Annotated in this window: 2 protein-coding genes and 1 pseudogene; all 3 read left to right on the top strand. The window is 77.0% G+C overall.

The window, feature by feature from the left end:
- Nucleotides 1-139: 139 nt before the first annotated feature.
- Nucleotides 140-3,036: pseudogene (locus IH54_RS48160) on the top strand (type I polyketide synthase); the annotation flags it as partial.
- Between the two features lie 6 nt (nt 3,037-3,042).
- Nucleotides 3,043-6,726, top strand: a complete 3,684-nt coding sequence (locus IH54_RS42015; protein WP_420711807.1) for an SDR family NAD(P)-dependent oxidoreductase — start codon at nt 3,043-3,045, stop codon at nt 6,724-6,726.
- 7 nt (nt 6,727-6,733) lie between these two features.
- Nucleotides 6,734-13,348 carry a type I polyketide synthase gene (locus IH54_RS0129780; protein ID WP_031522762.1) on the top strand — a complete coding sequence of 2,205 codons (6,615 nt, stop codon included), beginning with the start codon at nt 6,734-6,736 and terminating at the stop codon, nt 13,346-13,348.
- Nucleotides 13,349-13,356 lie beyond the last annotated feature (8 nt).

Raw genomic sequence — 13,356 nt, 5'->3', positions numbered from 1 at the left:
CGAGCCGTCCGTGGCCGTCGCCGACGTCGAGTGGGACCGCTTCGCCCCGCTCTACACCGCCGCCCGCCCCCGGCCCTTCCTCGACGCGCTCCCGGACGTCCGTGGCGCCGCCCCCCAGGGCGGCGCGGGGACCGGGGACAGCGCGCTGGCCCGACTGCTCGCCGGCACACCGGAGTCCGAGCGCGAGTGGGCGGTGCTGGACCTGGTCCGCACCGAGGCCGCGGCCGTGCTCGGCTTCGGCAAGGCGGCCGACGTGGACCCCGACCGGCCCTTCACCGAGATGGGCTCGGACTCCGTCACCGCGGTGGAGTTCCGCACCCGGCTGAACACCGCGACCGGGCTGACGCTGCCCGCGTCCATCGCCTTCGACTACCCGACCGCCGCGGCCGTCGCGGGCTGCCTGCTGGAGCTGGCGCCCGGCGCCGCCGCCGCGCAGGAGGCGGCCGTCGCCTCCGAGAACACCTTCGGGGTGGACGAGCCGATGGCGATCGTGGGCATGTCCTGCCGGCTGCCCGGCGGGGTGGCCACCCCGGACGACTACTGGCGGCTGCTGGCCGAGGGCCGCGACGCGGTCTCCGGCTTCCCCGAGGACCGCGGCTGGGACCTGGGCACGCTGTTCGACGACGACCCGGACCGGCTCGGCAAGTCGTACGTCAGCGAGAGCGGATTCCTGCACGAGGCGGGCGAGTTCGACGCGGAGTTCTTCGGGATCTCGCCGCGCGAGGCCGTCACGATGGACCCGCGGCAGCGGCTGCTGCTGGAGGGCGCCTGGGAGCTGTTCGAGAACGCCGGGATCGATCCGCAGACCCTGCGCGGCAGCCGTACCGGCGTCTTCGTCGGCGCCGGGCCCACCGACTACGCGACCGGCGCGCCGCTGGCGCCCGCGAGCGCCGAGGGGTACGCCGTCACGGGCAGCACGCCGGCCGTCATCTCCGGCCGCGTGTCGTACTTCTTCGGGCTCGAAGGCCCGGCGGTGACCATCGACACCGCGTGCTCGTCGGCGCTGGTGTCGCTGCACATGGCCTGCCAGGCGCTGCGCGCGGGCGAGTGCACGATGGCGGTGGCCGGCGGTGTCGCGGTGATCTCCAGCCCGAAGGTCTTCGTCGAGTTCAGCCGGCAGCGCGCGCTGTCCGCGGACGGGCGGTGCAAGCCCTTCGCCGAGGCCGCCGACGGCACCGGCTTCTCCGAGGGCATGGGCCTGCTGCTGGTCATGCCGCTGTGGGCCTGACGCTGCGGGACGTGGACGTCGTCGAGGCGCACGGCACCGGCACCACGCTGGGCGACCCGATCGAGGCGCAGGCGCTGCTCGCGACGTACGGCCAGGACCGCCCGGCCGGGAAGCCGCTGCTGCTCGGCTCGGGCAAGTCCAACATCGGCCACACGCAGGCCGCGGCCGGCGCGGTCGGCGTGCTGAAGATGGTGCTGTCCATGCGGCACGGCACGGTGCCCGCGACGCTGCACGTCGACGAGCCCAGCACCAAGGTCGACTGGACGGCGGGCGCGGTCGAGCTGGCCGTCAAGGCGCAGCCGTGGCCCGCCGACGACCACCCGCGGCGCGCGGGCGTGTCCTCCTTCGGCGTCAGCGGCACCAACGTCCACCTCATCCTCGAACAGCCGCCGTCCGAGCAGGCCGCCGGGGACCCCGCGCCGGAGGCGCCCGCCGCCCCGCCCGTGCTGTGGCCCGTCTCGGCGGCCTCCGCGGCCGCGCTGCGGCAGCAGGCGGGCAAGCTCGCCGAGGCGCTCGCGGCCGAGTCCGGCACCGCCGGACCGCTGCCCCGCGACGTCGGCTGGAGCCTGGCCGCGAGCCGGGCCGCGCTGCCGCACCGCGCGGTGGTGCTGGGCGGCGGGACCGGGACCTCCCCCGACGGGCCCGACCGGATCGCCGGGCTCGCCCGGCTGGCCGACGGCGAGCCCGACCCCGGGCTGGTGCACGGCGTCGCGCGCCGCAAGCCGCGCGTCGTGTTCGTCTTCCCCGGCCAGGGCTCCCAGTGGGCCGGCATGGCCGCCGAACTGCTCGACACCTCACCGGAGTTCGCGAGCAGCATCCGCGAGTGCGAGCAGGCCCTCGCCCCGTACACGGACTGGTCGCTCACCGGCGTGCTGCGGCAGGCCGAGGGGGCGCCCGGCCTGGATCGGGTCGACGTCGTGCAGCCCGCGCTCTTCGCCGTGATGGTCTCCCTCGCCCGGCTGTGGCAGCACTACGGGGTGAGCCCGGCGGCCGTCGTCGGCCACTCGCAGGGCGAGATCGCCGCCGCCCACGTGGCCGGGGCGCTGTCGCTGGAGGACGCCGCGCGGATCGTCGCCGTACGCTCGCTGGAGATCACCAGGCTGACCGGCTCGTCCGGCATGGCCTCGCTGCAGACCGACGAGCGGCAGGCGGCCGAACTCCTCGCCCCCGCCGGGGGGCGCCTCACGGTCGCGACCGTCAACAGCCCCTCGCAGGTCGTCGTCGCCGGAGACACCGGCGACCTCGACGAGCTGACCGAGGAGTGCAAGCGGCGCGGCATCCGCATCCGGCGCATCGAGGTCACCTACGCCTCCCACTCGCCCCAGGTCGAGCCGATGCGCGAGGACCTGCTGGCCAAGCTCAAGGGCATCGCCCCGCAGCGCGCCCGCATCCCCTTCTACAGCGCGGTGACCGGCGAGCCGCTCGACACCACGGAGCTGGACGCCGGGTACTGGTTCCGCAACCTGCGCGAGCCGGTGCTCTTCGCCCGCGCCACCAGGGCGCTGCTGGACAACGGCTTCAGCATGTTCGTCGAGGTCACCCCGCACCCGGTGCTCACCGCAGCCGTCATGGACACCGCGGTGTCCGCGGACGACTCCGCCGAGCCCGTCACCGTCGGCTCGCTGCGCCGCGACGAGGGCGGCATGGCCCGCTTCACCGCCTCTCTCGCCGAGGCCTGGGCCAACGGCGCCGAACTGGACTGGGGCAGGCTGCTCCCCGGCGGCCGGTCCGTCCCGCTGCCGACCTACGCCTTCGACCGGCAGCGGTTCTGGCTGGAGGAGGAGCGCGCCGCCGTCGACCCCGCCGACCTCGGCGTGGGCACCCCGGACCACCCGCTGCTCGGCGCCGCCGTCGAACTCGCCGACAGCGGCGGCCTGGTCCTCACCGGGCGGCTGTCCGCGGCGACCCGCCCCTGGCTCGCCGACCACGCCGTCAACGGTGTGGCCCTGCTGCCCGGCACCGGCTTCGCCGAACTCGCCCTGCGCGCGGGGGCCGAGGCGGGCTGCCCGCGGGTCGAGGAGCTGACCCTGGAGGCCCCGCTGCTGCTGCGCGGCACCGAAGCGGTCCGCCTCCAGCTCATGGTCGGCGCCCCCGACGACACCGGGCAGCGCCCGCTCGCCGTCTACTCCCGGCCCGAGGGCCAGGACGGCGAGTGGACGCGGCACGCCTCCGCGCTGCTCGCCGAGGCCGAAGGGCCCGAACCGGCCCCGCTCACCGCCTGGCCTCCGCCCGGCGCCGAACCGGTCGCGATGGACCAGGAGTCCTTCTACGCGGCCGGGGCCGAGGCCGGCTACACCTACGGCCCGTCGTTCCAGGGCCTGGCCCGCGCCTGGCTGCGCGGCGACGAGGTCTACGCAGAGGTGACGCCCCCCGCGGGGGTGCAGGAGGAGGCCGACCGCTACGGCATGCACCCGGCCCTGCTCGACGCCGCCCTGCACGCCATGGTCCTCGCGCCGAACGCCGTCCAGGGCGACGCCCAGGGCGACGGCCAAGGCCGCACCGTGCGGCTCCCGTTCAGCCTCGCGGGCATCCGGCTGTTCGCGTCCGGCGCCCGCACCCTGCGCGTGCGCATCGCCCCGGCCGGTACGGGTGCGGTCGCGCTGACCGCCGCCGACGAGACCGGCGAGCCCGTCCTCGCCGTCGAACGCCTCGTCACCCGGCCGGTGTCGGCCGAGGCGCTGTCGACGGCCGCGAGCCCCGCGGGCCGCTCGCTCCACCGGCTCGACTGGGTGCCGCTCCCGGCGCCCAGGGCGAGCGCCGCGGGCGACTGGGCACTCGCCGGCGAGGACGTCTTCGGCCTGTCCGGCGCGCTGCCGGGCGCCGGGGTGGACCTCACCGCCCACCCGGACCTGGCCGCCCTGCTGGGCGCCCTCGACCGCGGCGCGGCGGCCCCCCGTGTCGCGCTGCTGTGCTGCGCCAAGGAGCCCGGGGCCGCGCTGCCCGGCGCGGTGCTCGACCTCACCGCCTCCGTGCTGGGCGACCTCCAGGCCTGGCTGGACAGCGAGCGGACGGCCGACACCCGGCTCGTCGTCGTCACCCGCCGGGCCCTCCCGGCGGGCGAGGGCGACGACGTCTACGACCTGGCGGCCTCACCGGTGTGGGGCCTGGTCCGCTCGGCGCAGGCGGAGAACCCCGGGCGGATCGTGCTCGTCGACCTCGACGAGGAGGAGTGGGCCACCGCCCTCGTGCACGCCCTCGCCGGGGACGAGCCGCAGCTCGCGATCCGCGGCGGCGCGCTGCTGATCCCGCGGCTCGCGGCGACCGGCACCCCGCAGGGCCGGCTGACCCCGCCGCTCGGCGGGCGCTGGCGGCTCGAACCCGACCCGGCAGGCGTCCTGGACGCCATCACCGCCGTGCCCTGCCCGGACACCGGGGAGGCCCTCGCGCCCGACCAGGTGCGCATCCGGGTCCGCGCCGCCGGGATCGCCTTCCACGACCTGCTCGTCGCGCTCGGACTGCCGCCGGACGAGGGCCTGTTCATCGGCGGTGAGGGCGCGGGCACGGTCGCCGCGGTCGGCTCCGGGGTGACCGGCCTGAAGCCCGGCGACCGGGTCCTCGGCCTGATGCCGCGGGCCTTCGCCACCGAAGCGGTCACCGACCACCGCTGGGTCGTGCCGATGCCCGCGGGCTGGACCTTCGAGCAGGCGGCCGCGGTCCCGTCCGCGTACCTCACCGCCTACTTCGCGCTCACCGCGGTGGCGGGCCTGCGCGCCGGGCAGCGCGTCCTGATCCACGCGGCGGCCGGCGGCGTCGGCACCGCGGCCGTCCGGATCGCCCGCCACCTGGGCGCCGAGGTCTTCGCCACCGCGAGCCCCGGCAAGCACGACACGCTGCGGCTCATGGGCCTGGACGACACGCACATCGCGTCCTCCCGGGACGCCGACTTCGCCGACCGGATCCTCGCCGCCACCGGCGGCGCGGGCGTGGACACCGTGCTCAACTCGCTGACGGGCGACCTCGTCGGCGCGGGCCTGCGGGTGCTGCCGAACGGCGGGCACTTCGTCGAGCTGGGCAAGACCGACCGGCGCGACCCCGCGCAGGTCGCCGCGGACTTCCCCGGCGTGCTCTACACGCCGGTCGACCTGGTGCCGGACATGAGCCCGCAGGTCGTGCGGGACACGCTCGCCGAGGTCGTCGGGCTGCTGCGGGAGGGCGCACTCGCGCCGCTGCCCGTCCGCACCTGGGACGTACGCGACGCGCCCGCCGCCTTCCGCCACATGGCGCAGGCCAAGCACGTCGGCAAGCTCGTCCTGACCGTCCCGCACTCGCCCGACCCCGAGGGCACCGTCCTGGTCACCGGCGGCACCGGAACGCTCGGCGCCCTGGTCGCCAAGCACCTCGCCGGGCCGTGGGGCATGCGCCACCTCGTCCTTGCGAGCCGGCAGGGCCCGAACGCCCCGGGAGCGGCCGAACTGGTCGCGGAGCTGGCCGAGCTGGGCGCCGAGGCGCGGGTGGCGGCGTGCGACATCGCCGACCGCGACGCGCTCGCCGCGCTGCTCGGCGGCCTGCCCGCCGGGCACCCGCTCACCGCCGTGGTGCACACCGCGGGCGTGCTGGACGACACGGTGCTCGGCTCGCTCACCCCCGAGCGGCTGGCCCCCGTGCTGCGGCCCAAGGTCGACGCCGCCGTCCACCTCGACGAGCTGACCGAAAATCTCGACCTCGGCATGTTCGTCATGTACTCCTCCGCCGCCGGTCTGCTCGGCAACCCCGGCCAGGCCAACTACGGCGCGGCGAACGTCTTCCTGGACACCCTCGCCGCCGTCCGCCGCTCGCGCGGCCAGGCCGGCAGCTCGCTCGCCTGGGGCCTGTGGGCCAACGACAGCGCGCTCACCGGCCAGATGAGCGCACAGGACCGCGACCGGCTCTCGCGCTCCGGCGCGCAGGCCATGTCCGCCGCCGAGGGCCTCGCCCTCTTCGACCAGGGCGCCCGCGCCGCCGAGGCCCTGGTGGTGACCGCGCACATCGACCGCGAGGCGCTGCGCGCACAGGACGCCGCGGGCACGCTGCCGCCGGTGATGCGGCTGCTGGCGCCGCGCCGCACCAGGCCCGAGCGCACCGCCGCCTCGGGTGCGGCCGCCGCGCCGGGCGGGGCCGAGCAGTTCGCCGGGATGACGGCGGGCGAGCGGCGGCAGGCGCTCGTGGTGCTGGTCAGGAAGCAGTCCGCCGCGGTCCTTGGCCACGGCTCGGCGTCCGCGCTGGACGTCGACCGCGGCTTCGTCGAGATGGGCTTCGACTCGCTCACCGCCGTCGAGCTGCGCAACCGGCTCGCCGGCGCGACCGGCCTGCGGCTGCCCGCGACCGTCATCTTCGACTGCCCGACGCCCACCGACCTCGCCCGCCGGCTGAACGACATGCTCGCCCCCGCGGACGAGACCCCGGCGGACGATCCCGCCGATCCCGCGGAAGCGGCGGCGGCGGACGTCGACCTGGTCGACGGTCTGGTCGACGACATGGACGTGGACGAGCTGATCCGCGCCGTGAACTCCGGAGAGTGAGGTCCCGATGAGTGCATCCATCGAAGAGATCACCAAGGCGCTGCGCGAATCGGTCAAGGAGACCCGGCGGCTGCGGGCGCGCAACGACGAGCTGGAGGCGACGCTCCGCGAGCCCATAGCGATCGTCGCGATGTCCTGCCGGCTGCCCGGCGGCGTCACCTCGCCCGACGAGCTGTGGCGGCTGCTGGCCGACGGCCGCGACGCCGTCACCGGCTTCCCCGCCGACCGCGGCTGGGACCTGGGCGGGCTGTACGACCCCGACCCCGACCACCTCGGCACCAGTTACGTCCGCGAGGGCGGCTTCCTGACCGGGGTGGCGGGCTTCGACGCGGAGTTCTTCGGGATCTCGCCACGCGAGGCGCTCGCCATGGACCCGCGGCAGCGGCTGCTGCTGGAGGGCACCTGGGAGCTGTTCGAGGCCGCCGGGATCGATCCGCAGAGCCTGCGCGGCAGCCGTACCGGCGTCTTCGTCGGCGCCGGGCCCTCGGACTACCCGCACGGCATGGAGGGCTACGCCGTCGCGGGCACGACCCCGAGCATCCTGTCCGGCCGGGTGAGCTACGTCTTCGGCCTCGAAGGGCCCGCGGTGACGGTCGACACGGCGTGCTCGTCGTCGCTGGTGACGCTGCACATGGCCTGCCAGGCGCTGCGGTCGGGCGAGTGCACGCTCGCCGTCGCGGGCGGTGTGACCGTCATGTCGAGCCCGCGCGTCATCGTCGAGTTCAGCCGGCAGCGCGCGCTGTCCGCGGACGGGCGGTGCAAGGCCTTCGCCGAGGCCGCGGACGGCTTCGGCTTCGCCGAGGGCCTCGGCCTGGGCCTGACGCTGCGGGACGTGGACGTCGTCGAGGCGCACGGCACCGGCACCACGCTGGGCGACCCGATCGAGGCGCAGGCGCTGCTCGCGACGTACGGGCAGGACCGGCCGGACGGCAAGCCACTGCTGCTGGGGTCGGTGAAGTCCAACATCGGCCACACGCAGGCGACCGCGGGCGCGGCGGGCGTGATGAAGATGGTGCTCGCGATGCGGCACGGCATGCTGCCCGCGACGCTGCACGTCGACGAGCCGAGCCGGCACGTCGACTGGGAGGCGGGCGACGTCGAACTGGCCGTCAAGGCGCAGCCCTGGCCGGACGCCGGCCACCCGCGCCGCGCGGGAGTCTCCTCCTTCGGCGTGAGCGGCACCAACGCCCACCTCGTCCTCGAACAGGCCCCGGCGGCGGAGGCGCCTGCCGCTGCCACGGCCCCGGGGAGGGCCGCCGGGTCCGGGCCTGCCCGTTCTGCCGACGCCGACGCCGACGCCGGTGCCGCCACCCCTGCCCGTACCGCGGACACCGGTCCCGCGTCCGGGGGACCGGGCGTCGTCGCGTGGGTCCTTTCCGGCCGCGGGGAGCGCGGGCTGCGCGGGCAGGCCGCGCAGCTCGCCGGCTTCGCCGCGGCGCACCCGGAGCTGGACGCGCGCGACACCGCCGCCGCGCTGGTCCGGCGAGCCGCGCTCAGCCACCGGGCCGTGGTGCTGGGCCCCGACCGGGAGGCCCTGCTCGCCGGGCTGCACGCGCTGGCCGAGGGGCGGCCCGCGCCCGGCGTGGTGCAGGGCGCGGCCCGCAGCCGCTCCGCCGAGGCGGTGTTCGTCTTCCCCGGCCAGGGCTCGCAGTGGGCGGGCATGGCGCTCGGGCTGCTCGACGCCGAGCCGGTCTTCCGGGACCGGCTCGCCGCGTGCGAGGCCGCGCTCGCCCCCTTCACCGGCTGGTCGGTGCGCGACGTGCTGCGCGGCGCGCCAGGCGCCCCGGACCTGGAGCGGGTGGACGTCGTCCAGCCGGTCCTGTTCGCCGTCATGGTGTCGCTGGCCGCGCTGTGGGAGCACGCCGGGATCGCGCCCGCGGCCGTCGTCGGGCACTCGCAGGGCGAGATCGCCGCCGCGTGCGTCGCGGGCGGGCTGTCGCTGGAGGACGCGGCCCGGATCGTGGCGCTGCGCAGCCGCGCCATCGTGGCGCTGTCCGGGCAGGGCGCGATGGCCTCGCTCGGCATGGGACGCGACGACGCCGAGGCGGCGCTCGCCCGATGGGCGGGCCGGCTCGCGGTCGGTGTCGTCAACGGGCCCGGCTCCGTGGTCGTCTCCGGCGACACCGACGCGATCGCCGAACTCGTCGACACCTACCGGGACTCGGACGTACGGGTGCGGCGCCTGCCCGTCGACTACGCCTCCCACTCGCCGCACGTCGAGCGCATCCGCGACGAACTGCTCGTGCAGCTCGCGGGCGTCACGCCCGTGCCCTCCCGGATCCCCTTCTACTCCGCGGTGACCGGCGGCCAGCTCGACACCACCGGGCTCGACGCGGACTACTGGTACCGCAACCTGCGCCGGCCGGTGCGCTTCGACGAGGTCACCCGCACCCTGACCGAGCGCGGGTACGAGCTGTTCGTGGAGGCCAGCCCGCACCCGGTGCTGACGATGGGTCTGGAGGAGACGATCGCGGCCGCGGACGCCGCCGCACTCGTCCTCGGCACCCTGCACCGCGACCGCGGCGGCCCGGACGACTTCCTCGGCTCGGTCGCGCAGGCCCACACCGGCGGGGTGCCCGTCGCTTGGGAGCGGCTGCTCGGCCGGCCCGGCGGCGCCTGCGTCGACCTGCCGCCGTACGCCTTCCAGCGGCAGCGCTACTGGCTGGACCAGGAGCAGCCCTCCGGCGACGCGCTCGGCAAGGCCGGGCTGCGCGCGGGCGAGCACCCGATGCTCGGCGCCGCGATCGACGCCGCCGACAACGGCGCCGTCGTGCTCTCCGGGCGGCTGTCGCCGCAGACCCACGGCTGGCTCGCCGACCACGCCGTCGAGGACCAGGTGCTGCTGCCCGGCACGGCCTTCGTCGAACTCGCGCTGCGCGCCGCGGCCGAGACCGGCTGCTCCGGCGTCACCGAGCTGACGCTGGAGGCCCCGATGGCGATCCCGCCGGAGGGCGCGGTGCAGGTCCAGGTCGTCGCCGCGGCCGCCGACGCCGCGGGCAGCCGCCGGGTGACCGTCTACTCGCGGCCCGAGGACTCCTCCCTCGACGGCGAGTGGACGTCCCACGCCGCGGGGGAGCTGAGCGGCCCGCCGCTCGCCGCCGAAGCCGCCGACCTCGCCGTCTGGCCGCCCGCCGGGGCCGAGGTGCTGCCCACGGAGGGGCTGTACGAGGGCTACGCCGAGCGCGGCTACGCCTACGGGGAGGCCTTCCGCGGCATCCGGCGGGCCTGGCGGCGCGGCGACGAGGTCTTCGCCGAGGTCGGCCTCGGCGCCGCCCAGCGCGGCGAGGCCGGGCGCTACGGCGTCCACCCCGCGCTGCTGGACGCCGCGATGCAGGCGGCGGGCATCCTCATGGCGGAGGAGGACGGGCCCGCGCGGCTGTGGCTCCCCTTCCTCTTCGGCGAGGTCGCCCTCGCCGCCCCGGGCCTGACCGACCTTCGTGTCCGGGTGCGCCGGCTGGGCCCGGAGCGCGTCGCGCTGTCCGCCGCCGACCTGGACGGGCGCCCCGTCGTCTCGGTGGGGGAGCTGGTCGTACGGGCGGTGACCGCCGAGCAGTTGCGCGCGGCCGACACCTCGTCGCTGCGCGACGCCCTCTTCCGCGTCGACTGGACCCCGGTTCCCGTCCCCGCGGCGGGCGCCCCGCAGCGCTGGGCCGTGCTCGGCACGGACGGCGGGGCCGCGGCAGTCACCAGCCGGCTGACGGAGTCCGGCCAGGACGCCACCCCCTACCCCGACCTCGACGCGCTCCGCGCGGCGGTGGCCGCGGGGACCCCCGTCCCGGCCACGGTGGTGTGGTGCGTGCCGGAAGCCCGTGCGGGTGGCGACACGCTGCCCGAAGCCGGGGAGGCGGCCGGGGACCGCAGCCCGGCGGGGGCCGGGGCCGCGCCCGCCGACGGCGGATTCCGCAGCGCGGACATCGCCGACCGGGTCCGGGAGGTCACCGCCGCCACGCTGAGCGTCCTCCAGGACAAGGCGTCCGACGACGTCCTCGGCGGTGCGCGGCTGGTGGTCAGGACGCGGGGGGCGGTCGCCGCGGAAGCCGGGGCGGGGGTCGCGGACCTCGCGGCGGCCGCCGTGTGGGGGCTGGTGCGGTCGGCGCAGACCGAGCACCCCGAGGCCTTCGTCCTGGTCGACGACGACACGGAGCAGCCCGCGCCGGGGGAGCTGTGGGCCGCTGTCACCGCGGCCGGCGAGCCGCAACTCGCCGTCCGCGCCGGGGCCCTGCTGGTCCCGCGGCTTGCCCGGGCCGCGTCGGGGGAGGGCCTGGTACCGCCCGCCGGGGCGGCCGGGTGGCGGCTGGAGTGCACCGGCACCCGCACGCTGGAGGGGCTCACCCTCGCCGAGTGCGCCCCGCAGGACGGGCCGCTGGGCCCGCGCGAGGTGCGGGTCGCGGTGCGTGCGGCGGGGCTCAACTTCCACGACGTCGTGGTGGCGCTCGGGCTCATCCCGGACGAGGCCGACCTCGGCGGCGAGGGGGCGGGCACCGTGACCGCCGTCGGCAGCGACGTCACCGGGCTGGCGCCCGGCGACCGCGTCCTCGGGCTGCTCACGCACGCGTTCGGGCCGGTCGCGGTGACCGACGAGCGGCTGCTCGCGCCGATCCCCGCGGACTGGTCCTTCGAGCAGGCCGCCTCCGTGCCGGTGGCCTTCGTGACCGCGCACTACGCGCTGTCCGACCTGGCCGGGCTGGAAGCCGGCGAGTCGGTGCTGGTGCACGCGGCGGCCGGCGGCGTCGGCATGGCCGCCGTGCAGCTCGCGCGGCACCGCGGCGCCCGGGTGTTCGCGACCGCGAGCCCGGCCAAGTGGCCGGTGCTGAGGGCCGCGGGGCTGGACGACGCGCACATCGCGTCCAGCCGCACCCTGGACTTCGAGCAGCGCTTCGCCGCCGAGGCGGGGGAGCGCGGCATCGACGTCGTCCTCGACTCGCTGGCCGGCGAGTTCGTCGACGCCTCGCTGCGGCTGCTGCGGTCCGGCGGGCGCTTCGTCGAGATGGGCAGGACCGACGTCCGGGACGCCGCCGAGGTCGCCGCCGCCCATCCCGGCGTCGGCTACCGGGCGTTCGTGCTGGACGACGCGGGAGTGGACCGCATCGGCGCGATGCTCGCCGAGGTCATGGACCTCTTCCGGGCGGGTGCGCTGCACCTGGCCCCGCTGACGACGTGGGACGTGCGGCAGGCGGTCGGGGCCTTCCGCCACATGAGCCAGGCCCGGCACGTCGGCAAGAACGTGCTGACGGTGCCGCGGCAGCCGGACCCCGACGGCACGGTGCTGGTCACCGGCGGCACGGGCACCCTCGGCGGCCTCGTCGCCCGCCACCTCGCCGCCCGTGGCGCCCGGCACTTCCTGCTGCTGAGCCGCAGCGGGCCCGCGGCACCCGGCGCGGAGGAGCTGCGCACCGCCCTCGCCGGACTCGGCGCCGCCGCCGACATCGTGGCCTGCGACGTCGGCGACCGTGCGGACCTGGCGCGGGCGCTGGCCGCCGTACCGCCCGCGCACCCGCTGACGTCGGTGGTGCACACCGCGGGTGTCCTCGACGACGGCATCCTGGGCTCGCTCACCCCGGAGCGGATCGACGCCGTCCTGCGGCCCAAGGCCGACGCGGCGCTGCATCTGCACGAGCTGACCGCGGGCGCCGACCTCGCCGACTTCGTCCTCTTCTCCTCCGGCGCGGGTCTCACCGGCGCCCCCGCTCAGGGCAACTACGCGGCGGCGAACACCGTCCTGGACGCGCTCGCCCACCACCGGCGGTCGCTGGGCCTGCCGGCGACGTCGATCGCCTGGGGCCTGTGGGCGCAGACCAGCGCCCTGACGGCCACCATCACCACCTCCAGCCGGACCCGGATGTCCGGCTACTACACCGCCCTGCCCACCCCGCTGGCGCTCGGCCTGTTCGACGCGGCCCGCGGCTCGGCGGAGCCGCTGCTGCTCGCGACCGGCATCCGCACCGGCAGGCTGCGCGCCCTCGCCCGCGAGGGCGCCCTCCCGGCCCTGTGGCGCGGGCTGGTCAGCACGCCGGTGCAGCCGCAGGCCGCGGCGGCCGACCCCGGCACGGGCGTCGCGCGGCAGCTCGCGCCGCTCAACGAGGCCGAGCGGCACGCCTTCCTGCTCCAGCTCGTCCGCTCGCACGCGGTCGTCGCGCTGGGCGGCGGCGACGCGGAGTCCATGGACCCCGACAGCGCCTTCCGGGACGCCGGGTTCGACTCGCTCACCGCGGTGGACCTGCGCAACCGGCTCGCCGCGGCGACCGGTTGCACCTTCCCGGCGACGCTGGTCTTCGACCACCCGACCCCGGCCGAGCTGGCCCGCCACCTGCGGACGAAGCTCACCCCGGACGAGGGCGCGCAGGCCGGGCCCGCGCCCGAGCCGGTACTCGACGAGATCGAGAGCCTGGAGCGGTCCCTGCTGCGGTCCGCGCCGGGCGAGGAGCTGCACGGCAGGATCACCCGGCGGCTGCGGGCGCTGCTGAGCCGCTGGGACGACATCGCGCCGCAGGGCGCGGCCACCGCCCCCGGCGACGAGGGGGACGGTACGGAGCTGGCCCTGGACACGGCCACCGACGAGGAGCTGTTCGCCCTGCTCGACGGCGGCCTGACGGAGGAGGACCTCCCGGGGGCGCGGGACTGACGCGGGAG

This window comes from Streptomyces sp. NRRL F-5123, assembly GCF_000721495.1.
Lineage (GTDB): Bacteria > Actinomycetota > Actinomycetes > Streptomycetales > Streptomycetaceae > Actinacidiphila.
Note: the sequence above shows the minus strand (reverse complement) of the source record. Positions and strands in the feature narration are given on the sequence as shown.